A 25913-nucleotide genomic window follows, 5' to 3' on the forward strand; every position below is an offset into this window, starting at 1 on the left:
TTTCTGAAAAGAGGGCAAGGGGAAAATATGGAGAACACAGAAGAAACCCAAAATAAGCGCACCCTTGCAGATTATTGTAAACGCTTTGCTGAATTAAGGGTTAATAAAATTTGTCAACGAGGGGATGCTCCTTATAAACCTATCTTATTGTTGTCTGTTATTGATCTGATTTCACAAGGTATTATTGAGCAAAACGAAATTACGGTATCAGATCAATTAATTGCTACCTTCAAAAAGTATTGGCAACTTTTGGGAAATGAAGAATACCTAGGGGGGTTACACTATCCTTTTTTTCACTTGAAAAGGGAAAATTTTTGGCATTTGAAGTTAAGACCTGATTTTGATGGGTTTCAACCTAAGAGTATCAATAAATTGAAACAAGCAGTAGAATATGCTAAGTTAGATGAGCAACTATTTGAATTTATCAAAAATGGAGAAACGAGAAAAGAATTGGTAGATATTTTGATATCAGTTTGGTTTTCTGATACTCAAAAAGAAATCGAAGATATTTTAGGAGTGAATCAAACTTTACAAAATGAAGCCGAACAAGAACTAACACAGTTAGATCAATTAATCGAAAAAAAACTTAGAATCTATAAATCAGTTGTTAGAGATGCTTTTTTTAGAAAATCAATTGTTCATATTTATGATTATAAATGTGCATTTTGTGGTTTAAGGGTAACTCGTTCTATTAATCAAACTATTGTTGATGGAGCGCATATCAAACCGATGTCTTTATTTTATGATAATAAAATTGATAATGGAATTTCCTTCTGTAAAAATCATCATTGGGCATTTGATCGAGGTTGGTTTACACTAGATAATGATTATAAAATTGTTGTTGCAGAAGATTTACAAGAAATATCACCTCATGCTAGACCCATGACGGATTTTAATGGAGATTCTATATTTCTCCCCAACACTAAACAATTTTATCCAAGGCTTGATGCTATTCATTGGCATAGAAACAATGTTTTTAAATCTGAATTAGGGTGATATAAAAATGGCAATTGATCAACAAATATCTTTATTTCCATCTCGAAATATTGAAGCATTTATCAATGATCTCGAAATTCTTAACCAAGAAGTTCAGGATCTGTACTGTTTAGATGAAATTCCTTGGGTTATTGGCTATTCTGGAGGTAAAGACAGCACAGCCAGTTTACAACTTATTTGGAATGCGATCGCAACACTACCACCCGAAAAACTCAATAAAAAAATTTATGTTATCAGTACAGATACTTTGGTAGAAAATCCTATTGTTTCTGCTTGGGTTAATAATTCTTTAAATAGAATGAAATTAGTTGCACAGAAAAATAATCTTCCCATTGAGCCTCATTTGTTAACACCTGAAGTAACACAAACTTATTGGGTAGGTTTAATAGGAAAAGGTTATCCTGCACCCCGTCATAGGTTTAGATGGTGTACTGGACGATTAAAAATCGATCCTTCTAACCGTTTTATTCGTGATGTTGTACGGTCAAATGGTGAAGCTATTGTGATTTTAGGAACTCGTAAAACCGAAAGTTCTAACCGTGCAATGATCATGGCCAAACGGGAAATAAACAGAGTTCGTGATCATCTTTGTCCTCATCCTCATTTACCCAGTTCTCTACTTTATACGCCTATTGAAAGTTGGCGAACTGATGAAGTTTGGATGTATTTAATGCAATGGGAAAACCCTTGGGGTCTGGATAATAAAGAATTATTTGCGATGTATCGAGGTGCAACGGCTGATAATGACTGTCCGCTTGTTGTAGATACTTCTACCCCTAGCTGTGGAAGTTCTCGGTTTGGCTGTTGGGTTTGTACTTTGGTTGATAGTGATAAATCATTAACCGCAATGATACAAAATGATCAAGAAAAAGAATGGTTACAACCTCTGATTGATATTCGTTTAGAATTAGATATCCAAAATGATCGAGATAAACGAGATTTTAGACGACTTGTGGGAAAAGTTCAACTATTTGAACGTAATATTGATGGGGAAATATCCGTTGAACCTATTCCTGGGCCCTATACCAAAAAATGGCGAGAACATTGGTTAAGACGGGTATTAGAAGCGCAACAACAAATTAGAAAAACAGCACCCGAAGAATATCGAGATATAACCTTAATTACCATAGGAGAACTTAGCGAAATCAGGAGAATATGGTTAGAAGAAAAACACGAATTTGATGATAGTGTACCTAAAATTTTTACCGAAGTTATGGGAGAAACCTTTGAAGACCCCCGTTTGGGTGCAGGAAATACCGTTCTGGGTGTAGATGAATGGGAATTATTAGAAGAACTTAGTCAAGGAGATACAATGTATATGGAATTAATGGCAAAACTGATTGATACAGAACGTCAATATAAAACTATGGCCAGACGAAATGGCATTTATGATGATTTAGAAAAGTGTTTGGAAACCAGTTCTCGACCTCAAGAGCAAGCTATTAATAACGCTCATTATGAACGCAACTTAAAAGAAGCCGCCAAAACCGGAAATGTTGAACAAGTTAAGCACGCCATAGAAGACAAAAACCCCGAACCTCCACAACAGTTAAGTTGGGGAAGTTTGAAATTTCAAAACCCTACCTAACCCTCGTTCCCAGGCTCCCGCCTGGGAATGAATGATGCAGGCGGGAGCCTGCTATTATTGGAGGCGGAGCCTCTTTAAGAGCATTTCTAGGTAGAACCTAGAAACGAGATAAACGGGATAAAAATTAACCTTTAAACTTTTAATTTTATGATTTTCTTAGAATTAACCTTAGAAAACTTTGGCCCCTATCGAGGTAAACAAGTTATTGATTTACGTCCTAAAATTCATGATAATGTGATTAGTCCCATTATCTTATTTGGAGGTATGAATGGAGGCGGAAAAACTACCCTAATGGATGCGATGCGCCTCGCACTTTATGGACAACGCGCCCAATGTTCTACCCGGGGAAATTTAAGTTATCCCGACTTTCTTAAACAAGCAGTTAATAAACAGACCTTAGCCCATGAAGAAACCAGTGTAGAATTATTATTTGAACATATTGTTAAAAATATGCAAGTAGAATTTCGGGTCAAACGTCGCTGGACAAAAAACCCGAAAAATGGTAAGGATATTTTAGGCATATTAATTGATGATTGGCCGGACTCCGCTTGGGTAGAAACCTGGGATGAACGCATTGAAGATTTTTTCCCGATAGGAATTTCTAACTTGTTTTTATTTGATGGTGAACAGGTCAAAGAATTAGCAGATTTAGACAGTCCTCCTAATGTTGTGGTACAAGCAATTCAATCTTTATTAGGATTAGAATTATCAGAACGTTTAGCCGTAGATTTAGATATTCTAGCTAACCGCAAACGCCGACAGTTAGCCGACTCAAAAGAGTTAGCGTATTTAGAAGAAATTGAAACCAAATTAAATCAGTATAAATCCGAAAAAGATGCGGCGGAAATAGCGGTAGAAGAATTAAAAATCAAGGCTGGAATTGCTAAAAAAAAGTTAAATCAAGCTAAGGAAAAATTTAAACTAGAAGGGGGTAAAATAGCCGGAGAACGGAGTCAATTAGAAAAAAAATTAGAAGATGAGAAAGAAAAAGCCAAACAACAACGGGAACGTCTTTGTGAATTAGCAGCCGAAGGTTTACCTTTAAGTTTAATTCAACCTTTATTAATTCAAGCTCAAAAGCAAGGAAAACAGGAGTTAAACTGGGAAAAAGCCAAGGTAGCCCAGGATTTTATTAAAGATCGAGATCAACGATTATTTGAATATTTAGAAGAACTTAATATTGCCAAAAAACAGTTAGAAAGTGTTAAAATATATCTGGAAACCGATTATCAAAACTTAACCGAAAATCATCATAATCCCGAAAAGATATTTTTAGAAATTGATGATAAAATATTCAGTCAATTAGGAACATTTTTAGACCATCAACTTCCCAGTCAAATTCAACAATCTCAGGACGTTTTAGAAGCCCTAATAATAATTGAAGATACCCTATCTAGTCTGGATAGACAATTGGCTATTGCTGCACCTCCAGAGGTCTATGAACAACTGTTAGAAACGGTATCCCAAGCCCAAACAGAATACACCAAAATTGAAACTGCTATTGAAGACGCAGAACAGCGATCTAAAAAGTGTTATACTGAATATGAAAAAGCTAAAAAACACTTAGAAAAATATAGTCAAAATACCATTGATCGAAAAAATGCTAATCATATTATTGAGACTATTAGTAAAGTTCAAGACTCCTTAAAAATATTTAAAGAAAAATTAACTCTGAAAAAATTGAATAAATTAGAAGTAGAAGTGACCGAATGTTTCCGCTATTTATTACACAAATCAGACTTAGTGCATCGAGTGGTAATTGCTACCGAAGACTTTAGTTTATCCCTGTACGATCCCCAAGGACAACCCGTGGAGAAACATCGCCTATCTGCGGGAGAAAAACAACTCTTAGCGATCGCTTTTTTATGGGGTTTAGCCAGGGTTTCAGGACTAAACCTACCCATCGCCATTGATACTCCCCTAGGTCGTTTAGACTCCTCCCACCGTCAAAACCTAATTGAACGGTATTTTCCCGCAGCTAGTCATCAAGTTATTTTACTCTCAACCGATACGGAAATTGCGGAAAAGGAAATTAATAGTTTACGAGAACAAGATGCGATCGCCCGTGAATACTTACTCAAATATGATCCCAAACAACGCCAAACCTGCATAGAAATAGGTTACTTCTTTTAACAACAACTTCCATATTTCTTTGTGTCTTCGTGTCTTCGTGGTTAAATTAAACCTCAAAAAAAAATTAATCTGGAAAAAAATTTCGTTTTTTGGCTAGGGGGGGTTGACAAAACCCGCCACCTGGGAGACAATATCGTAGGGGGGAACACGCCCATACTCTTGACTAATTAGTCAACGAATCCTCACAGGACTTGATTTACCGCAGCAGCCCCTTCGTGTCTTTGTGCCTTTGTGGTTAAACCAGGAACATTTCTTTACCAAAATTTAATAAAAGTGGGTTATTTATGAAGATTTTGTAAAAAAGTCTTAACACTGGGAGCAATTCCTAAGTATTTAGGTATAAAATGTTTAATATATCAATCTGAAATCCACTGATAACGGATCACTGATCACTGGTCACTGAACAAATGGAACCCCCCGTAGAGCGAATTCGCCTATCCCAAGCAGCGAAGGAGCAACTAACCAAACTCAAACGAATTACCAAAATAGACAACTGGAATGTTCTGTGCCGTTGGGCGTTGTGCCGTTCCCTAGCCGAGTCAACCATTCCCTCCCCGGTTCCCATCCCCGCCGATAGCAACGTGGAAATGACTTGGCAAGTCTTTGGGGGAGAAGTGGGTGATTTATTCACCCTTGCCCTGAAGCAACGTTGCCATAACGACCATTTAGGAACCGATCCAGAAACCCTCGCCACCCAGTTTCGCCTACACCTGCACCGAGGAATTAGTTACCTAGCAGGTGATCCCAATCTCAAACAGATTGAAGATTTCATCGCCCTCACCCCCGCCCAAAACCCAGTTACCGCGTAAATGGTAGAGGAAAGCACTGTCACGCTCTCCCCCTAGAAAATCTAGGGGAACTCACCGCGCCGAACAAAATTGTTAAACCAGAAACTAGAGGATAATCTCCGTGATCACACTGAATGAAGAATCTGGAACGGTGAATACCATGACTATAGATTCTAAGCGCAGATATCATAATGTGATGGAAGACTTAGTTGCCCAGGAAGTCAAGATTCAATTAGCTACCCTAGCTCCTCGACTCTGCCAATACATTAAACGGTTTGAAGTCGAAACCTACGCCCTAAACCGTTTACCGCCCCTTTATGCTTCTTCCAAAGAAGGTTGGATGCAGCAACTCAAAAGGGGAAGGGATGAATTTTATACCCCGATTAAAACCGCCGTCCGACAGGCGATCGCAGCCGTTCAAAGGGACTTACTGCGGCACTCAACCCCATTATCCCCAGAAGAATCAACCCCTGTGAAGGAGGAGAGTCCAAAACCAGAGGCTGCACAGCAAATGTTACCCCGTCATGCTGCTGAGCCCTCTGTGCCTCCTCCCCCTGGGCTGGATCAGAAAGTTGTCAACCGTCACCGAGCTTTTGCCGATAATTACTCCCGCAAGGAAGGCTCAATTCGGGATGGATGGAACGGTTAACGGTTGGGAGGACGTCGCCGCCGTAAGAAGTCAGGAATATCGGGTTGTTGACCAGGATTAGCCGGGGTTGGGGGTTGGTTGGGGTTAGCTGGAGCCGGAATAACTGGAATATTACCCTGGGGTACGCCAGTATTCCGGGCCACGGGGATACCACTTTTGTTTTCTCCTGAGAACCCGGTGGCAATCACAGTAATTTTCACCTCTCCCTGCATCCGTTCATCAATTACCGCCCCAAAAATAATATTGGCATTGGGATCAACCACTTCATAGATAGTTTCGGCTGCCGCGTTCACTTCATGTAAGGTTAAATCCGTGCCTCCGGTAATATTAAATACAACACCCTTGGCTCCATCAATAGAAGATTCTAATAAAGGAGAGGCGATCGCAGCCACGGCGGCTTCTCTAGCCCGGGATTTTCCCGAAGCAATCCCAATCCCTAATAAGGCAGACCCAGCATCAGCCATCACCGCCCGCACGTCGGCAAAATCGACGTTTACTAACCCCGGAATCGTAATAATATCCGAAATCCCCTGTACCCCTTGACGGAGAACATCATCGGCATAACGAAAGGCTTCCTGTACGGGGGTTTGTTCAGCAATCACCTCTAATAACTTATTATTCGGAATCACAATTAAGGTATCAACCCGGGATTGTAATGCCAGGATTCCATCATCGGCTTGGGAAATTCGCCGTCTACCTTCAAAGTGGAAGGGACGAGTCACCACCCCAATAGTTAAAGCTCCGAGTTCCTTCGCCACCTCCGCCACAACAGGCGCTCCACCTGTCCCGGTTCCGCCTCCTAGTCCGGCGGTAATAAAAACTAAATCAGCCCCTTCCAAGGCTTTCTGAATTTCTTCCCGGGATTCCTCGGCGGCTTTTTGACCGATGGCAGGGTTTCCACCGGCTCCTAACCCCTTAGTTAATTTCTGACCCACTTGTAGACGTTTCTGGGCTTTGGATAGGGTTAAAGCCTGGGCATCGGTATTCATTGACCAAAACTCAATTCCGGCAACCTGGCTATCAATCATGCGGTTAACGGCATTACCGCCACTGCCACCCACACCAATCACCTTGATCTTTGCAGCATTGCTCGGAATAATATCGCTACTCCAAGAATCTTCACGGGGCATATCTTTAGAATCGTTATTAGGGTTAACTATTAGTTCTTTTCTACGGAATGGATTGGCTGAATCGTCTGTCAACCAGGGATTCGCTTTTCCTTCAGCATCAGAATTGCCAAGGGCAGACCCCAGATTATTCTTAACTGTCATTTTAATAGGGGGAGTAGATGAATAACGGTTCTATCACTTTAAACCAAATAAACACAAATACTATAGGGTAAGTTGGATTAGAAACCAAGTCCTTGAGGAGAGTGATTCTTCCTACAGCGATCCGTCTGTTAGTTCGAGGTAGACTCGTCCTCGGATAATCTGCTTTTATCCGTACTTTCCGGTTGCATTTGGAGTAAGGGTTGGTTGGGATTTTTCAGATCAAAATACATCATCTGAGTCCGATCTACCTGTTCTGGGATATTCCTCATTCGATCAATCACCCGCAACTGTTCCGGGAATTTGGAGGTATAGGCGCCCAAATGAACTGTACCAATTTCCGTCTCCAGAATCAGATTATTCGGATCTTCCCAATTAATTTGGGAGATTTTCACCGGACTGTGACTGATGGCTTGATAAACTGAGGGCCAGTAAGAATGATACTGCTTGAAGTTGCCAATCACCTTGAGGGTCGGGAGTTTCTGGGATTTTTCTAATTCCGTATAGTTTTCTAACGGCATCCAGTCCCCGGTAGCATCTAACCATCCGATGGCGTTATTGGCTTCAACAGGCGAAGGTGTGGCGGCGGGATGAGCGATCGCTACGGGCTGTCGTTCTCGAATATTCACCGTTAAACTGGGGGGGAATAACTCACGGGTGACGGAGGCAGAGGCAATCTGACCCCGTGATTCTAGGCTCGAGGCTAAGACCTGGGGCTGAATTTTCCATAAAGACTGAGGATAGGATAGCGGTAGTAAGGAACGAACCGCTTGATCGGATAATAGCTGATTGCCTTCGACTTTGATTTGTTCAGGTTCGCGAATCAACCAGAAGGGTTGGTTAATCAGCCAAAACAGACCTCCTGTCAAAGTCCCCAGTGCTATTGTTTGCCATAACAGTTGAACTAACTTTAGACGACGTTGACGTCGTAACTGCTGGCGGCGACGTCCTAATTGACGGGTTGAAAGAGAGTCAATATTGGTCAGATTGCCCATACGCGACAGGATTTTCCTCCTCACCACTGGTCACCGCCAACAATTTAGCATATTCTGTATCCCCCTATTTCTAATTGCTTTAGGGATTTTTTTACTGATAACTGATAACTGATAACTGATAATTGATAACTGATTATTCCCCCCTATCCCCGATACCCCCCATCCTGAAACTCAGCTTCCGCAGATAGAATAATACCCAGATTATCTATCCATTCAATTGATACAGAGGTTAAGAGTCTAATTGTGATCGAGCTTAACTTAAGCAGATTTTATAAAGCCTGTAACCCCAGTAAAACTATCGACATGGCGAACCCGGAAGATCGAAAGTATTATATCGATTTTTCTTCCGTCCGGGGTAGCGATATTATTCGAGAATTGAGTCGCACCATTACTTTACTGTCCCATGATGAACCCACCTGTCAATTATTTAGTGGTCATATAGGCTGTGGGAAATCGACTGAATTATTTCGTCTCAAAGATTTATTAGAACATCAAGGATATCATGTCGTTTACTTTGAATCCTCTCAAAACCTGGATATGGCGGATGTCGATATCAGTGATGTTTTATTAATGATTGCTCGTCAGGTAAGTGAAAGTTTAGAAGCGGATCAAATTCGTCTCAAACCCGGATATTTTTCTAACTTATTTACCGAAATTTCCGAGTTGATGCAAACCCCCATCCAACTCGCAGCCGAAGCCGAATTATCCGTAGGAATTGCTAGAATTACAGCTAAAACCAAGGATTCTCCCAAATTACGTTCCCAGTTACGACAATATTTAGAACCGCGTACCAGTAATATTTTAGATGCCATTAATGATGAAATATTAGGACGGGCTAATACTGCGTTACAAGCCAAAGGTAAAAAAGGCATTGTCGTGATTGTCGATAACTTAGATCGAATTGATAACTCTCCTAAACCCTGGGGAAGAACTCAACCGGAATATCTATTTGTCGATCGCGGTGAACAACTCAAACGCCTCAATTGTCATGTAGTTTTTACTATTCCCTTGACCCTGATGTTTTCTAATGATTATGATCGGCTATCAAGTCGATTTGGAGTCAAACCCAAAGTTTTACCTATGGTTCCAGTCTGCCTGCGTGATGGCACAGAAAACCCATCGGGGATGCTAAAATTACAACAAATGGTATTAGCCCGAGCCTTTCCTGATCTCCCTCCCGAAGATCGTTTTCAGTTGATATCCACTTTATTTGATAGTCCCGAAACCTTGGATCGTTTGTGTTTAATTAGTGGTGGCCATATTCGACGTTTATTAATGTTGATGTACAGTTGTTTACAACAAGAAGATCCACCATTTACCCGGGCTTGTTTGGATCAGGTGATTCAAGAATATCGAGATGATCTTTTGGGGGCAATTAGTCAGGAAGAATGGGAGTTATTGTTACGAGTAGTTAAAACACAAAAAGTTACCGGGGAAGATGAATGTCAAACCCTACTCCGCAGTATGTTTGTATTTGAATATCGGGATCAAGAGGGTCGTTGGTTTGGAATTAATCCGGCCTTGACTGAGAGTAGTCAATACAAACTATTGGTCAATTCCCTGAGTAAAAATATTTAACAGGAGCAGGGGGAGCAGGGGATGTAATTTTTTTGTTTATTTTCTTGTCAATTATAACCTGATGAGTTAGATTTATATAAGGGGAATAAAAGATATAAAGATATTAAAGATATTAAAGATTTAATATCTTCTAGGCACTCAACTACTTTTGGAAGTGTTCAAATTTTTTCTGGGATCAGATGCCCAATTTCTTAAATCTGAAATATTGGCTTTTGGGAACAGAAGCGAATGAGAGTATTTATGCTCGAAAACACTTATTACAATTATCATTAGTGTGCCGTTTTCCTATGGATAAACTTGTTGACCCCAAAATAGTAGCCTCTGTGAATGAACGAAGTTTGAATCGCTTGTTACGCGGTGTATCCTTGTCCCAAGGTCAGTTTTCCTTAGTGTTAGTTCGCTGTAATTCCAGTCAACTCAGACAAAAAGTTCTACAGGCCCTACAGGTTGATTCAGAAATCAAGATTGAGTCTTTAATTTTATCTCCTTATACCAAAACTCTCTATACAACCCTATTAGAAAACGTCGAGAAAAATTCTCCTTCAGCACTAATGATTTTAGGGTTAGAAACTTTGGAAAATCTGGATATTATTCTGAGTTCAACTAATCAGGTTCGGGATGAATTTAGAAAACAATTTAATTTTCCGATTATTATATGGATTACCGATGATATCGTTACGGGTCTAATTCGTTTAGCCCCTGACTTTAAAAGTTGGGCCGCCGCCACAATTAAATTTGAATTAACCACCACTGAATTATTAGATTACTTAAAATTACAAGCCAATACCCTATTTACCCTAGCAGAATTAAAAATTAAAGTCTGGGAACCCAAAACACAACGACCGTTTAAATCGACCGTATCCCGTAGTTTTCCATCTGATTTTGGTATGGGTTGCAACCGACGACGAGAATTAGAACTGCATTGGCAGGATTTACAAAATCGAGGTTATGAGTTAGACCCCGCTTTAGAAGCCAGTCGTCAGTTTATTTTCGGTCAAGATGGCGATGCCCATGACCAGATCGAAATTGCCCGCCAACATTATCAACAGAGTTTAGCCCTCCTCCAACACGAGGCGGGTTTACGAGGCTATACCGCCCAAGGTGAACTCCCAGGTCAAGTCTCCAGTGTCGATGTGATGACTCCCCCCACTTCGGGCCCCCTTGTATTTTGTTTAAGAGAACGTCAGGGAATTGTATTGTTTCATATTGCTTTAACCTATTGTATTCAAGCCACTCGAAATCCCAACTTAGTTCAGATTTTATTAACAGAAGCCAAACGCTATTTTGAGCAAAGTCAGCAAATTTTTCAACAAGCTGGACGTCCTGATTTAGTTGCAGGAGTGATTTCCCCTTTAGGTGAAGTATTGCAACGCTTACAATTATGGGAAATGTTGCAAGAATTAGCCCTGGGGGGCGTAAAAATGCACTTGGTTTATGGCACATCAAGTCAATTAGCTCAAGATTATGTGTTTATGGCGGAAGTGGCTCTAAAACGTTCGGAATGGCGTCGGGCTCTGATGTTAGCAAAATTAGCTTTAACTATTTTACCAGAGTCAAAACCAACGGTTAGTCAAGCACAGTGTTTATTATTATTAGCCCGATGTTATCAATATCAGGGAGAATGGCAACAAGCAAAGCAGAAATTAGAATTAGCTCTGACCCAAATACAACCCCAATATAATCCTCAGTTATATCTGAATATTTTGGAAGAATTACGCGATATTGACTATCAGCAAGGTCAGTATCGTCAAGCCTTTAGAATTAAGAAAAAACAACGGGAAATTGAGCATCAATATGGGTTGCGAGCCTTTATTGGAGCAGCCCAACTGCAACCTCCAAAACAAGCAATTAATCCCTCTAGTAACCAAGGCGAAAATATGGTTACAATTGCGGAAGAAATGATGGCATCCTGTCGCCAACATGATATTCAGAATTTGCTGCATCGCTTGAGTCGTGATGATCATAAATTAATTATTATTCATGGCCGTTCTGGGGTCGGTAAAAGTTCTTTAGTGAATGCGGGTTTAGTTCCAGCTTTAAAGAATACGGCAATTAGTGCGCGGGATTGTTTGCCCGTAGTGATTCAATCTTATATGGATTGGACTCGGGAATTAGAACAGAGTTTAGCGAGTGCATTATTAAATTGTGCTTCCTTTAAATATCCCGATGAGTCAATCAAAAAACTTTGGTATAAAGTGATTGCTCAATCCTCTATTCAAGATTGGAATAATCGCAATCCCAATCAAAGTTATGAAGAAATTCCGGTAGATTGTATTCTAAATTCGTCCTCTTTTGTGTTGAAACAACTCACCCAAAATGCCGAACAAAATTTACTCACAGTTTTAATTTTTGATCAGTTTGAGGAATTCTTTTTTATCTCCCATTGTCATCAAGAAAAGCGCAAAATATTTTATGATTTTCTAAAAATTTGCCTGGATTTACCCTTTGTAAAAATAGTTTTCTCTCTGAGGGAAGATTATTTGCATCATCTCTTAGAATGGGATCATTTATTGAACCTAGATGCCATTAATAATAATATTCTCGATAAAAAAATTCGCTATCATTTGCGAGATTTTACTTTAGCAGAAGCAAAAACGGTGATTGAGCGTTTAACCCAACGGTCTAAACTCCAATTAGAGCCAGGTTTAATTGATGCTTTAGTAACAGATTTAGCCGATGAACGGCAGGAAGTTCGTCCAATTGAATTGCAAGTTGTCGGGGCGCAACTTCAGGAAGAAGGAGAACATGGAATTACCACCTTAACGGCCTATAAACAATTAGGAATTAATCCCAAAACTGAATTAATTAAACATTCCATTGAACAGGTTATTAAAGATTGTGGGAATATCAATGAAGATGCAGCTTGGGAAGTTTTATTTACCCTAACGGATGAAAAATTTACTCGTCCGATTAAAACTAAAGCGGAATTAATTACGGCGGCAAGGAGAGCAGGGGGAGTAGGAGAGGCAGGGGAGGTAAACTCTTTCTGTTACCCATTACCCAAAACCCATTACCCAAAACCCATTACCCAAAACCCATTACCCAAAACCCATTACCCATTACCCAAAGGAGGAGAGGAAGCGGAGGCTTTTATTGATATCATTTTAGAATCAGGGTTACTATTAAGAAGACGGGAAGAACCTGAAGATCGATATCAACTGTTACATGATTATTTAGTTTTGCCAATTCGACAGCGCTACGGACTACAGGAAAAACAGCGCCAGCATGATATTAAGCAACGTTTACAGAAAGCCCAATCTGAAAAATCCAAGGCGGAAGCAGCCTTAAAAAAAATGAGTCGAGAGCAACTTTTGCAGCGTAATCAACGGTTAAAACAGTTGTTAGGGTTGTCGATAATTGTTGCCCTGTTATTGGGTTTTACCACAAAACTAGCCACCTATCAACAACAACGGGCCGACGAACAAAAGCAAATCGCCGATTTAGCCACCTTAACTGCCGCTTCCGACGCCCTATTCTTCTCCCAATATAAATTTGATGCTCTCCTCGAAAGTTTAAGGGCGGCTCGACAATTTCAACGCTTAAAAGCGACGACCCCAGATGGGTCGGAACTCAAAACCATGGAAACTAGAATTGCAGCCACCTTGCAACAGGCAGTATATGGGACAACTGAACATAACCGTTTAGAAGGACATCAGGATGTAGTTTGGGATGTTTCCTTTAGTCCCGACGGCAATTATATTGTTTCTGGGAGTGTGGATAAAACGGTGAAATTGTGGACACCCGAAGGTCAACTACTGCGAACCTTAGTCGGTCATCGGGGAAGTGTCACCAGTGTAAGTTTCAGTCCCGATAGTCAGATGATCGCGTCATCTTCTCAAGATGGGACGATTAAACTTTGGCCCGTCGCAGCCTTGTCTACAATAAAACGGCTGGTCACTCCCGTTACTATCCAAGCCCATCGCCAGGGTGTTTCCGCAGTCACTTTTTCACCCAATGGCCGTTTGATCGCTTCGGTGTCCGATGATCGTCGATTAAAATTATGGAGTCGAGAGGGGACTTTATTGCGAACTGTCTATCGGGCTGTGGCTCCTTTAACCTGGGTGGCTTTTAGCCCCGATGGTCAGGTGTTAGCGATCGCGGTGGCCGATGGGACGGTAAAACTGCTAAAACTAGATGGAACAATACTCCACACCTTGGATCACACTGCTAATCCGAATAAAACGGTTTATAAGGTGAGTTTTTCTCCCAATGGTCAACTAATTGCTACGGTGGGACAAGATCAAACGGTGAAATTGTGGACTCCTCAATGTCAACTTTTAAAAACTTTAAAAGCGGATCGTTCTAATATATATGGGGTGAATTTTTCTCCTGATAGTAAACTGTTGGCAACTTCTACGGACAATAAAAATATCTATTTATGGACGGTGGATGGAACTCTATTAAAGCAGTGGCAAGGACATGGGGATAAGGTGACAAATATTCAATTTTCCCCCGACGGCAAGACTTTAGTATCCTCAAGTTATGACAAAACAGTAAAACTTTGGAGTTCAGATTTAATTCCTCTAAAAACCCTAACGGGGCATCAACATCGGGTCTTAGGGGTGAATTTTAGCCCCAATGGTGAGATGTTTGCCTCGGCGAGTCAGGACAAAACGGTGAAACTTTGGAGCCGTACAGGGGCATTATTGACGACCTTAGCGGGGTATAAAGACCGGGTGACGACGGTGAGTTTTAGTACCGATGGAGAATTTTTAGCGACGGCGGGCTATGACCGGACGGTGAAATTGTGGAAACTGAGTCCTGATTTAGAAAGCTCAGAAAAATCCCAGGGGAGTTTGTTTAAATTCCCTGATAATTTTAGTCTTTGGGGTGTAGCAAAATTAAAATCAGCTTTGCCCTTAACAAAAAACCGGGTTTCGGTGGAATCTATTCAACTGCTTCAAAGTTGGATTGGTCATGACGATAGTATTCTGAATATTGCTTTTAGTCCTAATGCTGAACAAATTGCTACGGCGAGTAAGGATAAAACGGTGAAATTATGGAGTCGCCAGGGTCAATTATTGCATACTTTAATCGGACATGATTCCTGGGTTAATAGTGTTACCTTTAGTCCGAATGGGGAGATGATTGTAACTTCTAGTGATGATGGGACGATTAAACTTTGGGATGATCAAGGAAAGTTATTAAAGACAATTATCGCTGATCAGGGTTATGTTCTGAGTATCAGTTTTAGTCCCGATGGTAAATTTATTGCTTCTGCTGGCTATGATAATACGGTTAAACTTTGGGATAGTCGAGGGAACTATCTGAAGACGCTGTTAAAGGGATCTAGTGATAGTGTAACCAGTGTGGTGTTTAGTCCTGACAGTCAGTTAATTGCTTCGGCTAGTTACGATAGTACGGTGAAGTTATGGAGTCGTGATGACGGCACTTTGCTCAAAACCTTGGTGGGACATCGGGATAGTGTAATGGGGATTAGTTTTAGTCCCGATGGTCGGGTTTTGGTTTCTGCTAGTCGGGATCATACTTTAATTATGTGGAATCTGGATTTAGATAATTTGATTGATCGCGCTTGTGATTGGGTTCACGATTATTTACGAACTAATCCTAAAGTTCAAACGAGCGATCGCGATCTTTGTAATCAGTAAACAGTAATCAGTTATCAGCTATTTGACTTGACACAGAGCCAAAAATTAGTGTATTATCCTTGCTCTTTTTTGTTCCATTTCTTTAAAGCTCGAAACTTTTTAGCTTCTTGTGGAGATTGATAGATGGTTTCCCATTTGAGTACAGAAGCCGACACTGTACTTGGTACTCTAAGTCAGTGTGGGTAGTTCACTCTTTCGTCTGCAATCACCGCATCCATTTTTCCGTAATCCTAACTATTAATGGACTTAGTAGGAAGATCGTTTTTTATCCGTCAGCTTAGGAAGGGGAGAACGGGCAGAACTTGGGGGAAGAGCATATTCTGGGGCAGTTTCAGCTTGTTGTAGTTTAGACTTTTGCCACATCCACCACCGCAAAACCAAGATTACCCCAACGCTGGAAAGGCCAAAACTTAATAAGGATACACTGGAACTAACTCCACCAATCACAGCATCTACGGTTCCAACCGTTACCACAAAACTAACAATAGGTTCTCGACGATAGGCAGACCTGAGAACACGGGGCCATAAAGCATTCATCACAATTTTACTCTAAATTTTTAAGGGTTAACTTAAGTACAATCTTTCGGATTGGGAGCCGATAGCATTATCTTATAATCTTCTTCACTTGAAAGTTTATCTAATCCTAATTTAACCTAATTTATCGGGATTGACTGGATTTTGGTGATTGGTCATCCCTTCGATAGAGGGAAAACTTAGGATTGTGTTTAGCCCGGATTTGAGTTAATCATAAAAACTACTGCTAAACCCTGGAAATCCTAAATTACCCCTCACTCCTAAACGGAAGACTGATCACCAATAATCAATCAATTTGGTAAGATTAACTCAGCCCTAGCCAGGATAATAAACCTTGTCCGCTAAAATATTCAATTGCCAAGGTGATCAAAAAACCAATCATGGCGGCTCGACCATTTAATCGTTCAGTATATTGATTGAATCCAAATTTGGGTTCGTTGAGGTTGGGGGTTGTCGTAGGTTGTGGTTGGCTCATATTTGAATTCCTAGGATTTTTTCGGCTTTCCCATTTGATTTTAACCCCTGATTGTTTAAAAAATGTCCTATCTACCTGACCAATCACCAATTCCGAATTCGGTTCAACAAGTTGCCTCTGCCCTTCGTACCACAGGCTGGATTTGCTTTTGGATACAACTGGTTTTAGGGGTGATTTCGGCTGTGATTCAGCTTTTTGCCATTTTAGTCTTTAGTCGTGGGACGACAGGAACAACGGCCCCATCATCGGGAATTGGTGGGGGTTTGGTCTTTGCCCTCATCGGACTGGGGATTTTGGGATTTAGTATTTTTCAGGCTTTTGGTTATACTCGTTTGGCCCGTAGACTTAAAGCACCGGGCATTACCCGTCCCAGTCGAGGAGAAACCTTCAAACGTATCCGTACAGGCTTAACCAGTAATTTAACTGGAATGACGGTGACTTTAATAGCTTCGGAAGCAATTAATGGGATTCTCTTGGCAAAAGCCATCTCTCAGCCCCGTGGTTTGTTTAATGCTCCTGGCAACCTACAGGATTTTGTCCAACCCCTTGATTTTTTTGTAGTTCTGGCTAATACCCATACAATTGTGGCCCATTTTGTTGGGATCGCAGGTGGTTTGTGGCTGATCAATCGAATTTATAAGAATTAGGGAACACCGGAACACCGGAACAGGAAACAGAAAGAATGTACTTATAGACAAGGGTTTTGGGTTTTTGTCAATCTTTCTTAACAAAAAGTTGCAAACTTCTGGAAACTGTGTTAACTTTTATGTAGTTAGCTCAAGCAAGCAGGAGATTTTTTGATTATGGAAAGCAAAGATACCAAGTTTGGGTTTACAGAATTCGCGGAGACTTGGAATGGCCGTTTGGCCATGTTAGGGTTCGCTATCGGTTTAGCCACGGAACTTCTAACTGGTCAAGGGATTTTGTCCCAACTCGGCTTAATGTAATTTTTTTGTTAGTTTTCAACGCATTCAAGGGTTCTAGGACTTAACCTGAGAACCCCATTTACCCACTAAATAGTAAAAAATCCCTCAAATTTGTTTGTAGTGTTTGGGGGATTTTTGTGATTAGAAATAGGGCTTGATGAAAAAGTAACAGAAACAGAATTAGCTGAAATTGTTGGTCTGCCTGCAATTCGTTTTTTAGGTTTTTTTCTTTGGCGGTTATGGATTGTTTGGGAGGGGGGGATTTTTCCCAAGTTAAGGATTTTTGCGAGAAGGTTGGGGGCTGGAAGTTAGGCAGGGTAGGGGTTTAGTGGATTTTATGGAATTTTTCCTTAAGTTTTGTAAACTTTGGTTATGTTGACGGTAGGAAAACCTATATTATTGAGTTGTAACCCATTTTGAAAGGTAGAAAATTATGAGTACGAGAGTGAAACTTGTCGTTAAGAACAACACTGGGGTGGTGGTAAAGTGTACCAATATCCAATGTGAGAGGTTCGAGAATTTGTCTGAGGGCAACATGATAGCGCCCGGTGGAGAAAACGAATTCACGACTGAGACCAGTGATCGCATTTTTTGTACGTTCACTGAACAATCGCCTGGCGCTGGCAGCTGGCAGCTGGCCATGACATGTCCGAGATCGAGTCGGAACAGTGCTTGTGGTAGCTATAATGCGGGATTGCAACCCTATGAACGACGTGGAACTCCTGTGACGTTTACATTTATACTCGGGCAACCGAATGAAGCAGACTGGAATCACGGAGACATTAATGTGCTTGATGTGATCAGATATGGGGATTGCTCATAAATTGACGATCTCCATGATTTGCTGTTAGCCTTTGAAGTGCGATCGCTTACGAGTGTAGTGTGATCGTGGTCTTCTTGTTGATTAAACTTTAAGATTGTGATAGTTTTGGCTGTTGAAAGTGCGATCATTTTGGGCTGTTGAAAGTGCGATCGCCGATCTTGTAGGTTGGGTTGAGGTTACGAAACCCAACATTGCTTTTTCCCAAATTACCACCCAATATCTGAGTTATAATCAATACTATCAATTTTACCCCTTAATCAAATAATTTAACTTATGTCTGCTACAATTCGTGAAGAACTTCACCAACAGATTGACCGATTACCTGATGACATTGTTGAAAAAATTGCCAACTTTACCCGATTAATTTCCCCTGATCCAAATAACATTTCAGAATATACTAATTGGCAAGATGAAGACTGGCAAAAATTTTCATTAGAGCAATTTTTCAAAGAAGAAGATGAAATTGAATATTCCCTAGCAGATGCTCAAGAAATTTATCAACCATGAAACCTGGTGATATTGTTCTAATTCGTTTTCCTCAAGCAGACTTGAAATCAGGAAAACTACGTCCAGCCTTAATTATTGCTATTTCACCAAGTCGCCATCGTGATTTATTACTTGCTTTAATTTCTTCTCGTCTCCATCAAGCTACTCTAGGATTTGACGAAATTATTAATACCTCAGATTCTGACTATATTAATACTGGAATTAAAGTGGCTTCTTTAATTCGGCTAGGACGATTAACAAGTGTCGAATCATCTGTAATCAATGCACGTTTAGGAAATATCTCACCAGAAAGACTAATACGCATTAAAAATCTTTTAATCAATTGGCTAAGAAAATAAAATTAGTGAGATCGCCGTCATCTTGTTGATTAAACTTTAAAATTTCGATCATTTTGGCTTTTGAAAGTGCGATTACTTTGGCTGTTTAAGGTGCGATCACGGTATAATAAGGGAAATACTCTTTAAACACCTTAACCGATGAAAATCAAAGTCATTGTTCACACAGAAGAAACGGGTTATTGGGCTGAAGTTCCTGCTCTTCCTGGCTGTGCTACCCAAGGTAATACCTTTGAAGAACTCTTACAAAACTTATATGAAGCGGTTGAAGGTTGTTTGTTAGTAGATACGGAGCAACTACAACTTGATGAATCTTCCCAAATTTTAGAAATTGCCGTATGAAGTCTATTTCAGGCAAAGAGTTTGCAAAAATATTAGAACAAAATGGTTGGCAACTACTACGCATAAATGGTAGCCATCATATCTATGGGAAACCAAATAATCCAGCCCGAATTTCCGTACCGATTCATGGCAATCAAGCCCTAAAACCTGGATTATTAAGATATTTTCTAAAAGTTGCTAATCTCACTGATAATGATTTGTAACTTTTGGCGGCGATCGCCGATCTTGTTGATTAAGGCTTAAAAACGTGATCGCTTTAGCTTCTGAAAGTGCGATCGCTTTTATTGTCATCAGTGCGATCGCTGATCTTGTAGGGTGCGTTAATGAAATATAACGCACATTATTTGTTCGAGATTTGTTGTACAATAGGTAAATGAAGACTTTAGGGGTAATCAAAATGTTAAGTATTGATACTATTAATGAAAATATTGCTCAATCTTCTTTGCCTTCATTACAAGAAATTGCTCAACTTTCTCTATCAGAAAGATATAAACTTTTACGTCCTCTTATTCAAGAAATAGCTGAAGATGTCAATAATGATCCTGAACTAGATTTCTTTTCAGAAATTGAGGGAGAAGGATTAGAAAACGATGACGATTAACCAAAAACGCGGCGAAATCTGGCAAGTTAACCTTGAGCCAACCATCGGACAAGAAATTAGGAAAAAACGTCCTGTTGTTGTTATTAGTTCAGATTTATATAGTCCGATTGCTTTAAGAATTGTGATTCCATTAACAACTTAGTATTGATTATTCGATAGACAATTAAATAGTGCGATCGCCATCATCTTGTTGATTAAACCTTAAAACCGCGACATTTTGGCTTTTAAAAATGCGATCGCCGTTACCTTGTCGATGATGGAGCGAAGCGAACGCTTACAATAGAGGGCAACCTTTATTGCTATTCTTAGCTTATGCCCACTCTATCAAGCTTCTTTAGTATGGGAATGGCTTGATCTGCACCAATCTGAACTATTGGAGAACTGGGAAAATGCGCGTCAAAGAAAACCTCTTAACAGAATCGATCCCCTTCCCTAAAAAGGATATCTTGCTTAATGTTGTCTCTGTGGAATATCTGGATAACTATCAATTAAAGCTAACGTTTAATAATGGAATAGAAGGGATTGTAGATTTAGAACAAGAATTGTATGGAGAAATCTTTGAACCCTTGAAAGCTAAAAGTTTATTTCAAAAGGTATTTGTAACCAGTCGGACTATAGAATGGCCAAACGGAGCAGACTTTGCCCCTGAGTTTTTATTTGAAATTGCTTTTGACAAGCAATCTATTGGTAATATTAAAATTAACCCAAGTTAACTTCTTCAGGCATATAAACTTTATATAAACGCCACAACCCCAGTACAATCAGAATTTGAAGGCTCCAGTGGGCGAAGGCAAACCCCCAGACTAAGCAGATGAGTCCAATTACTCCAGCTAACACGAAGGGAATATCATTAGAGGTTTGTGTATAGATCCAGATAGAACCCAGGGCAAAAGTCAGAAGCATAAGATAGACTGAGGGCATAATCTCCACCTCCTAGGTGAGTTGCGTTGAGTCTTGCTGCAAGTGCAGTGGACTACACTATTCAGGATAGGAGGGAAATATGAAGATTCTGTGAAGAAAAGAAAAATAGTGATAGAAATTCGTTTTTTTTACAAAACTTTATATTATTGAAAATCAATATCTTCTGCAACTTCCGATGCTACAGGTAAACGCACAAAAAAGGTGCTTCCCTGGCCTAATTGACTTTCTGCCCAAATGTGACCCCCATGTTGCTGCACAATACTGCGACAAATAGCTAGTCCCAGTCCAGTCCCTCCTTTCTGGCGGGAGTCGGAGGCGTCCACCTGTTGAAAACGACCAAAAATGGTTTCTAGTTTATCGGTGGGAATTCCCCGTCCTTGGTCTTGGAGGGTAATCAAAACTTCTAAGCAGGAACGGGATAGACTGGAATGGTGGAGTGTGGCATCAAACCAAATGCAACTATCAACATCAGAAAATCTGATCGCATTACTTAATAAATTAGTGAATACTTGAATAATTCGGTCTGGGGCGACCCAAAGATGAACTTCTAGGGGTTTTATTGATAAATTTACACCGGATTTTTCCGCCATTCCGATCATTTCATTATTGGCTTGAACCATTAAATCGGCTAAATTACAGTATTTTTTATCGAGGGTAATTTGCCCGGCTTGCATCCGTTCTAAATCAAGAATATCGTTAATCAAACGGACTAAACGGGTTGTATTGGTAACGGCAATTTCAAACATTCGTTTAGCGCGTTCGGGTTGGGTATCTAATAATCCACTGGCTAATAATCCTAAAGCACCATGAATTGAGGTTAAAGGAGTCCTAAGTTCATGACTGACAACGGAGATAAATTCATCTTTCATTTTTTCCATGGCTTGCCTTTCGGTAATATCTTTAAAGATGACCACAGCCCCAATAATTTCCCCTTGATTTTGAATGGGAGTGCTAACATATTCGACGGGAAAATAAGACCCATTTCGATGCCAAAAAACTTCGTTATCAACATGACGAACTAAACCATTTTTTAGGGTAGAAAAAATTTGGGAACTTTGTTGATTAGTTAATGATTGATAACCAGAATAGACGTTTTTTTTGGGGAGAGTCTCGGACGCAGAAACAGCGATAACTTCTGCGGTGATTTTTTGCCAATTACTCATCAGTAATTCTCGGACAGTGTATCCGGTGATTCTGGCGGCGGCCGGATTAGCAAAAGTGATTTTTCCCTCTTGGTTTAAACCACAAATTCCTTCTCCGGCTGAATCTAAAATTAATTCATTTTGATGACGGAGTTGTTCTAGGGTTTTTTCGATTCTTTTTTGATAACTAATATCCCTAGAAATTGTAGAAATTCCCGTAATATTTCCCAGTTCATCTTTCATCGGAGAAATGGTTAAAGAAACATCAATATGTTGTCCATCTTTGCGAATATGAACGGTTTCATAATGATCAATACTGCCCCCGGATTGAATACTGGCTAAAATTTGAGGAACTTCGCTGGCTCTTTCAGGTAAGGTTAATAAACCAAAGGGAAAGTCTTTAACTTCAGTTTCGGAGTAACCATAAATTTGTTCCGCCCCTTTATTCCAGCTAATAATTTTTCCTTCTAAGGTTTTGCCAATAATTCCATCTTCGGAAGATTCTACAATGGCAGCTAATTGTTTATAAGCATTTTCAGCTTTTTGGTGTTCGGTAATATCTCTCCCCAATATAACTAATCCTTTACGTTCGCCATTGGGATGAAATAAAGGAACTTTAATCAGATCAAAAATTCTGGGGTTGCCATTAACATCGGGAATAATTTCTTGTTGTTGGGAAGGTTGTTGATTTTCCCAAACTTCTTGATCGGATTTTTGAAAATTAATTAAGGCATTTCTATAGAAATTTTTACCATGAATCTGTCCTACTAATTCTACTAATTCAGGATCGGATTTTCCTTGATAATCTAAAGTCTGGATTTGAAATAGTTCTAAGGTTGCTTGATTGGCTTCTAACCAACGTCCTGAAGCGTCTTTAAAGCAGACTAAATCCGGCATGGCATTAATTAAGGTTTTCAACCTTTCTGAACTCTCTCGCAATGCTTCTTCTACCCGTTGTCGTTCTTGCATTTCTTGAATTAATCGTTGATTAATTGCTTGTAGGGAAGCAATCAATTGAGTTTCAGTTTCGGAATTTTGATTAATCATTTAAGCTACGGTTTTGACTAAAGGTATCGATCATGAGTTTAATCATTTGTTCTGAAGTGATGGGTTTTTCCAAGAATCCTTGGCGTCCCAATTGAGCAACTTTTACCCGTTGATTTGGGTTCTTTTGTTGAGTTATAACAATCACAGGAATTGGCGGGGTCTGTTGAGTAAGTTTGGTTAATAAATCGTAGGAGGAATATAAGTCAAAATCTAAAAATACTAGGGGAGAATATTGTTGTTTTTTGGATGATAATTTGAGTTCTGTAATTAATGATAAATCCGTGAGAATTTTGGTTTCAACTCCCAAACTTAAACTCGCTTTTTGTCCAGCTTCAATTAATAATTTATCTTGACTGATTATCCAAACTTGATGGTCGGATTTAATCGAGGTCGGTTGAGGGTTTTGTATTGTGGAAGGGGGAGAATATTGTTCAACTTCTTTTCTAAGTTTAAAGACTAATTCTTGCAATAGGGTAATTTCTGCTAAATTTAAGGTTTGATTTTGACAGAGTTGTTCGATTTCTTTAGCGATAATCGAGCCTCCTCCTAGGCCAAATGTTCCTAAAGATCCGGCAAGTTTATGAGCTTCTTGTTGAGCTTTTTGTTTGATATTTTGATCGGGTTTTCCCTGTTGGTTGGCGAGAGAAAATTCTTCTAAAATGGTAATGCGATCGCAAATTTTGCCTTGATATCTATGCCAAATTTCAACAATAGCTTGATCCAGTTTGTTTTGATCGAGTTCGGGTTTTTTACTGGTTTTTTTAGGTTCAATTTTAGGGTGAGATTGCTGTTTAAGACGATAACCTAAGCCATATACTGTTTCAATCAAATCTGCGTGGGCACCGGCATTTTTAAGTTTATTTCTTAATCCTTTAATATGCGCCCGGACAGTATTTTCCGTTGGTGGGTCTTCAAATGTCCAGAGTTGCTCTAGGATTAGGTCTAAACTAAAAATTTGTTGATGATGTTTGAGAAATAGTTCTAATAATCCATACTCTTTAGGGGTTAAATTGAGGAGCATTTCCCGATACATAACTTCACAGGTTTTCGTATTCAAATGCAGATCTTCCCATTCCAAAAGAATTGAAACCGTGGGTTGACGTCGGCGAAATATAGCCCGAATTCTGGCTAATAATTCCTGCACATCAAAGGGTTTAACCACATAATCATCCGCGCCCGCATCCAAGCCTTTAACTTTATCTTCTTGATGATTGTAAGCGGTTAATAAAATAATCGGATTTGTAATATTTTGCGATCGCAGTTTTTTACATAAATTTATCCCATCTAATTGAGGTAATTCCACCTCTAAAATCATCAAATCGTAGGTCAATTTTTGTGCTTTTTCCCACCCGGCTATGCCATCTGTCACCCTGTCAACAGTATACCCTTGGTGAACTAAAGCCACCACCAAAGTCTCAGCCAGATCCTGATCATCTTCTACCAATAAAACACGCATGGAGGGGACGGAATTTAGGGAAGGGGAAAAGAAAGTTAAATCCAGTCCAAAGTTGATAATTTTTAATTATTAAACTTTGGACAATCTGTTAGGAAAAAAATCCCCTAAGCAACGGATTGAACTTCGGAAATTTCAGGAATTCTTTCGCGCAAACGGCGTTCAATTCCCATTTTTAAGGTCATCGTAGAACTAGGACAAGAACCACAGGCTCCTTGTAGTCGGACTCGAACAATCGGGCCATCGAGTTCAACGATTTCTACATTTCCCCCATCCGACATTAGATAAGGACGGAGTTCATCTAAAACAATCTCTACGTTTTTTTCAGTTAGTGCTAGTGTATCCATAATTTACCTTGATTTGAGAGTACAGAAATCGAGTTGGGATAGTTTCATCCTAACGTTATTTTTGGATCAATTCATCCCCCTTTAGGCGTCACTGATTGCGATTAAACCGCAACGGGCTCAAGAAGTTTGACTTGGGAATAGTTAAACTCCGTGATCATCACTTTATCGGCTTCTTTAGAATGAACTACTTGGTGAGTCATAATGTAATAGTTGCCAAATTTTTCAAAGGTATCTTCAAACTCAAGTTCTTTAATAATTTCTTGAGTTTGAGGGTTACGGAATACCGCATCATAACGGGCTGCTGCGTAACCTTTTCCGGTGTCCAAACTTTCATGGGTATTAATCACAAATGCCATCCGACCCATGACGCGGCTAACCCGAGAAATTTGATCGCCACGCACGGAATAATTTGATCCCATGGCATCACCTTCGACTAGGATTTGTAAAGCCCCGGTATCGTCAATTTCTCCTAAACTAAATTTATTTTTTCCATGGGCTTGTTCAAAAGAACTGCGTTTACGGTGGGTAACTACATCCCGCAGTTGGGTATAGACGCTTTGCTTGACTTCTTCGTCAGCAATTTGGCTAACTTCCACCGTCAAGTCTGGGTTAATTTGAATCTGTCCGGTGTAGACTTCATCCCCCTGTTTAAGTTCAATCTCAGCCTGATAACCGGGGAAGTTAGAGTCCCAGGTATAACGATTTTCATAGGCATTCCGAAATAAATCTAAAGCGTTTTTTGATTCGGTCATAAAATAGCTAGGGATGAACAGCACTATAATCTCTATTATAGAATATTAAGGGGTTCCTGAGTTCAGTCTCGAAAAAAATAGACTAAACTTAAGGATTAGAGATT

Annotated in this window: 27 protein-coding genes; 17 read left to right on the forward strand and 10 right to left on the reverse strand. The window is 39.9% G+C overall.

The window, feature by feature from the left end; translation table 11 throughout:
• Positions 1–27 precede the first annotated feature (27 nt).
• The 5 genes from NMG88_RS13625 (at position 28) to NMG88_RS13645 (ending at position 6154) form a co-directional block, all read left to right on the forward strand.
• A complete protein-coding gene (locus tag NMG88_RS13625) occupies positions 28–996 on the forward strand; it encodes an HNH endonuclease (protein WP_042154685.1) in 969 nt (322 codons plus the stop codon).
• Between the two features lie 7 nt (positions 997–1003).
• Positions 1004–2584: a DNA phosphorothioation system sulfurtransferase DndC gene (gene dndC, locus NMG88_RS13630; protein WP_254035528.1), complete on the forward strand. Its 1581-nt coding sequence runs from the start codon at positions 1004–1006 to the stop codon at positions 2582–2584.
• A gap of 147 nt (positions 2585–2731) precedes the next feature.
• A complete protein-coding gene (gene dndD / locus NMG88_RS13635) occupies positions 2732–4717 on the forward strand; it encodes a DNA sulfur modification protein DndD (RefSeq protein ID WP_254035529.1) in 1986 nt (661 codons plus the stop codon).
• A gap of 407 nt (positions 4718–5124) precedes the next feature.
• Positions 5125–5526, forward strand: a complete 402-nt coding sequence (gene dndE, locus NMG88_RS13640; RefSeq protein WP_026796655.1) for a DNA sulfur modification protein DndE — start codon at positions 5125–5127, stop codon at positions 5524–5526.
• Between the two features lie 100 nt (positions 5527–5626).
• Positions 5627–6154: a late competence development ComFB family protein gene (locus tag NMG88_RS13645; RefSeq protein WP_254035530.1), complete on the forward strand. Its 528-nt coding sequence runs from the start codon at positions 5627–5629 to the stop codon at positions 6152–6154.
• On the opposite strand, the gene ftsZ is transcribed toward NMG88_RS13645, so the two are convergent.
• The gene (gene ftsZ, locus NMG88_RS13650; RefSeq protein ID WP_042154680.1) at positions 6151–7425 is read right to left on the reverse strand and encodes a cell division protein FtsZ; all 1275 of its coding nucleotides are present in this window, start codon (positions 7423–7425) and stop codon (positions 6151–6153) included. The genes NMG88_RS13645 and ftsZ overlap by 4 nt on opposite strands.
• A 128-nt stretch (positions 7426–7553) precedes the next feature.
• A complete protein-coding gene (locus NMG88_RS13655; protein WP_042157587.1) occupies positions 7554–8408 on the reverse strand; it encodes a cell division protein FtsQ/DivIB in 855 nt (284 codons plus the stop codon).
• A 252-nt stretch (positions 8409–8660) separates the two neighbouring features.
• Here NMG88_RS13655 and NMG88_RS13660 point away from each other — a divergent pair, with 252 nt between their 5' ends.
• Together NMG88_RS13660 and NMG88_RS13665 are read left to right on the forward strand one after the other, a co-directional pair.
• Positions 8661–9995 (forward strand): AAA family ATPase, encoded by a 1335-nt coding sequence (locus NMG88_RS13660; RefSeq protein WP_235765851.1) that lies wholly within the window; start codon positions 8661–8663, stop codon positions 9993–9995.
• A gap of 179 nt (positions 9996–10174) precedes the next feature.
• Positions 10175–15604, forward strand: a complete 5430-nt coding sequence (locus tag NMG88_RS13665; protein ID WP_346732951.1) for a WD40 domain-containing protein — start codon at positions 10175–10177, stop codon at positions 15602–15604.
• 246 nt (positions 15605–15850) lie between these two features.
• Here the strand turns inward: NMG88_RS13665 and NMG88_RS13670 are convergent, their stop codons facing one another.
• The gene (locus NMG88_RS13670) at positions 15851–16141 is read right to left on the reverse strand and encodes a hypothetical protein (protein ID WP_026788009.1); all 291 of its coding nucleotides are present in this window, start codon (positions 16139–16141) and stop codon (positions 15851–15853) included.
• Between the two features lie 301 nt (positions 16142–16442).
• Complete coding sequence (locus NMG88_RS13675; protein WP_026788010.1) at positions 16443–16613, reverse strand: hypothetical protein; 171 nt, start codon at positions 16611–16613, stop codon at positions 16443–16445.
• Positions 16614–16675: 62 nt separating this feature from the next.
• Between NMG88_RS13675 and NMG88_RS13680 the strand changes: the two genes are divergently transcribed.
• The 7 genes from NMG88_RS13680 (at position 16676) to NMG88_RS13710 (ending at position 19749) form a co-directional block, all read left to right on the forward strand.
• Positions 16676–17260: a DUF3611 family protein gene (locus tag NMG88_RS13680; protein ID WP_042154673.1), complete on the forward strand. Its 585-nt coding sequence runs from the start codon at positions 16676–16678 to the stop codon at positions 17258–17260.
• Between the two features lie 156 nt (positions 17261–17416).
• A complete protein-coding gene (locus NMG88_RS13685) occupies positions 17417–17560 on the forward strand; it encodes a chlorophyll a/b-binding protein (RefSeq protein WP_254033925.1) in 144 nt (47 codons plus the stop codon).
• Between the two features lie 920 nt (positions 17561–18480).
• Positions 18481–18627 carry a hypothetical protein gene (locus tag NMG88_RS13690; protein WP_254033926.1) on the forward strand — a complete coding sequence of 49 codons (147 nt, stop codon included), beginning with the start codon at positions 18481–18483 and terminating at the stop codon, positions 18625–18627.
• A gap of 8 nt (positions 18628–18635) precedes the next feature.
• Positions 18636–18869, forward strand: a complete 234-nt coding sequence (locus NMG88_RS13695) for a hypothetical protein (RefSeq protein WP_026795262.1) — start codon at positions 18636–18638, stop codon at positions 18867–18869.
• Positions 18866–19207: a type II toxin-antitoxin system PemK/MazF family toxin gene (locus tag NMG88_RS13700; RefSeq protein ID WP_227350749.1), complete on the forward strand. Its 342-nt coding sequence runs from the start codon at positions 18866–18868 to the stop codon at positions 19205–19207. The genes NMG88_RS13695 and NMG88_RS13700 overlap by 4 nt, the downstream gene beginning before the upstream one ends.
• 138 nt (positions 19208–19345) lie before the next feature.
• A complete protein-coding gene (locus tag NMG88_RS13705; protein ID WP_026795263.1) occupies positions 19346–19546 on the forward strand; it encodes a type II toxin-antitoxin system HicB family antitoxin in 201 nt (66 codons plus the stop codon).
• Positions 19543–19749 (forward strand): type II toxin-antitoxin system HicA family toxin, encoded by a 207-nt coding sequence (locus tag NMG88_RS13710; RefSeq protein WP_026795264.1) that lies wholly within the window; start codon positions 19543–19545, stop codon positions 19747–19749. Before NMG88_RS13705 ends, NMG88_RS13710 begins: the two co-directional genes overlap by 4 nt.
• Here NMG88_RS13710 and NMG88_RS13715 read toward each other — a convergent pair.
• A complete protein-coding gene (locus tag NMG88_RS13715) occupies positions 19730–19885 on the reverse strand; it encodes a hypothetical protein (protein WP_155806314.1) in 156 nt (51 codons plus the stop codon). The genes NMG88_RS13710 and NMG88_RS13715 overlap by 20 nt on opposite strands.
• 58 nt (positions 19886–19943) lie before the next feature.
• On the opposite strand from NMG88_RS13715, the gene NMG88_RS13720 reads away from it, so the two are divergent.
• The 3 genes from NMG88_RS13720 to NMG88_RS13730 all read left to right on the forward strand — a co-directional run bounded on the left by NMG88_RS13720 (position 19944) and on the right by NMG88_RS13730 (position 20860).
• Positions 19944–20147, forward strand: coding sequence for a hypothetical protein (locus tag NMG88_RS13720; protein ID WP_051319656.1), 204 nt, complete (start codon positions 19944–19946; stop codon positions 20145–20147).
• Positions 20137–20289 (forward strand): type II toxin-antitoxin system PemK/MazF family toxin, encoded by a 153-nt coding sequence (locus tag NMG88_RS13725; protein ID WP_081692370.1) that lies wholly within the window; start codon positions 20137–20139, stop codon positions 20287–20289. Before NMG88_RS13720 ends, NMG88_RS13725 begins: the two co-directional genes overlap by 11 nt.
• Before the next feature lie 247 nt (positions 20290–20536).
• Positions 20537–20860 carry a DUF2442 domain-containing protein gene (locus tag NMG88_RS13730; protein WP_235765850.1) on the forward strand — a complete coding sequence of 108 codons (324 nt, stop codon included), beginning with the start codon at positions 20537–20539 and terminating at the stop codon, positions 20858–20860.
• Here the strand turns inward: NMG88_RS13730 and NMG88_RS13735 are convergent.
• The 5 genes from NMG88_RS13735 to NMG88_RS13755 all read right to left on the reverse strand — a co-directional run bounded on the left by NMG88_RS13735 (position 20847) and on the right by NMG88_RS13755 (position 25809).
• Positions 20847–21068 (reverse strand): hypothetical protein, encoded by a 222-nt coding sequence (locus NMG88_RS13735; RefSeq protein WP_227350748.1) that lies wholly within the window; start codon positions 21066–21068, stop codon positions 20847–20849. The genes NMG88_RS13730 and NMG88_RS13735 overlap by 14 nt on opposite strands.
• Positions 21069–21211: 143 nt before the next feature.
• Positions 21212–23257, reverse strand: a complete 2046-nt coding sequence (locus NMG88_RS13740) for a PAS domain-containing sensor histidine kinase (RefSeq protein ID WP_042154666.1) — start codon at positions 23255–23257, stop codon at positions 21212–21214.
• The gene (locus tag NMG88_RS13745) at positions 23250–24713 is read right to left on the reverse strand and encodes a response regulator (protein WP_042157585.1); all 1464 of its coding nucleotides are present in this window, start codon (positions 24711–24713) and stop codon (positions 23250–23252) included. Before NMG88_RS13745 ends, NMG88_RS13740 begins: the two co-directional genes overlap by 8 nt.
• 104 nt (positions 24714–24817) lie before the next feature.
• A complete protein-coding gene (locus NMG88_RS13750) occupies positions 24818–25057 on the reverse strand; it encodes a NifU family protein (RefSeq protein ID WP_027255135.1) in 240 nt (79 codons plus the stop codon).
• Between the two features lie 101 nt (positions 25058–25158).
• The gene (locus tag NMG88_RS13755) at positions 25159–25809 is read right to left on the reverse strand and encodes a DUF3386 domain-containing protein (protein WP_027255136.1); all 651 of its coding nucleotides are present in this window, start codon (positions 25807–25809) and stop codon (positions 25159–25161) included.
• Positions 25810–25913 lie beyond the last annotated feature (104 nt).

It is taken from the genome of Planktothrix agardhii (assembly GCF_904830935.1).
In the GTDB taxonomy this organism is placed as follows: Bacteria; Cyanobacteriota; Cyanobacteriia; order Cyanobacteriales; family Microcoleaceae; genus Planktothrix; species Planktothrix agardhii.

Bases quoted from the DNA above. Each gene is read 5' to 3' on its own strand.
- NMG88_RS13680 (WP_042154673.1), top strand. From the start codon at position 16,676: ATGTCCTATCTACCTGACCAATCACCAATTCCGAATTCGGTTCAACAA.
- NMG88_RS13700 (WP_227350749.1), top strand. From the start codon at position 18,866: ATGAAACCTGGTGATATTGTTCTAATTCGTTTTCCTCAAGCAGACTTG.
- NMG88_RS13735 (WP_227350748.1), bottom strand. From the start codon at position 21,068: ATGCCCTCAGTCTATCTTATGCTTCTGACTTTTGCCCTGGGTTCTATC.
- NMG88_RS13725 (WP_081692370.1), top strand. From the start codon at position 20,137: ATGACGATTAACCAAAAACGCGGCGAAATCTGGCAAGTTAACCTTGAG.
- NMG88_RS13720 (WP_051319656.1), top strand. From the start codon at position 19,944: ATGTTAAGTATTGATACTATTAATGAAAATATTGCTCAATCTTCTTTG.
- NMG88_RS13740 (WP_042154666.1), bottom strand. From the start codon at position 23,257: ATGATTAATCAAAATTCCGAAACTGAAACTCAATTGATTGCTTCCCTA.
- NMG88_RS13705 (WP_026795263.1), top strand. From the start codon at position 19,346: ATGAAAATCAAAGTCATTGTTCACACAGAAGAAACGGGTTATTGGGCT.
- dndC (WP_254035528.1), top strand. From the start codon at position 1,004: ATGGCAATTGATCAACAAATATCTTTATTTCCATCTCGAAATATTGAA.
- NMG88_RS13625 (WP_042154685.1), top strand. From the start codon at position 28: ATGGAGAACACAGAAGAAACCCAAAATAAGCGCACCCTTGCAGATTAT.
- NMG88_RS13685 (WP_254033925.1), top strand. From the start codon at position 17,417: ATGGAAAGCAAAGATACCAAGTTTGGGTTTACAGAATTCGCGGAGACT.
- NMG88_RS13750 (WP_027255135.1), bottom strand. From the start codon at position 25,057: ATGGATACACTAGCACTAACTGAAAAAAACGTAGAGATTGTTTTAGAT.
- ftsZ (WP_042154680.1), bottom strand. From the start codon at position 7,425: ATGACAGTTAAGAATAATCTGGGGTCTGCCCTTGGCAATTCTGATGCT.
- NMG88_RS13695 (WP_026795262.1), top strand. From the start codon at position 18,636: ATGTCTGCTACAATTCGTGAAGAACTTCACCAACAGATTGACCGATTA.
- NMG88_RS13675 (WP_026788010.1), bottom strand. From the start codon at position 16,613: ATGAGCCAACCACAACCTACGACAACCCCCAACCTCAACGAACCCAAA.
- NMG88_RS13710 (WP_026795264.1), top strand. From the start codon at position 19,543: ATGAAGTCTATTTCAGGCAAAGAGTTTGCAAAAATATTAGAACAAAAT.
- NMG88_RS13730 (WP_235765850.1), top strand. From the start codon at position 20,537: ATGCGCGTCAAAGAAAACCTCTTAACAGAATCGATCCCCTTCCCTAAA.
- NMG88_RS13745 (WP_042157585.1), bottom strand. From the start codon at position 24,713: ATGCGTGTTTTATTGGTAGAAGATGATCAGGATCTGGCTGAGACTTTG.
- dndD (WP_254035529.1), top strand. From the start codon at position 2,732: ATGATTTTCTTAGAATTAACCTTAGAAAACTTTGGCCCCTATCGAGGT.
- NMG88_RS13670 (WP_026788009.1), bottom strand. From the start codon at position 16,141: ATGAATGCTTTATGGCCCCGTGTTCTCAGGTCTGCCTATCGTCGAGAA.
- NMG88_RS13755 (WP_027255136.1), bottom strand. From the start codon at position 25,809: ATGACCGAATCAAAAAACGCTTTAGATTTATTTCGGAATGCCTATGAA.
- dndE (WP_026796655.1), top strand. From the start codon at position 5,125: ATGGAACCCCCCGTAGAGCGAATTCGCCTATCCCAAGCAGCGAAGGAG.
- NMG88_RS13665 (WP_346732951.1), top strand. From the start codon at position 10,175: ATGCCCAATTTCTTAAATCTGAAATATTGGCTTTTGGGAACAGAAGCG.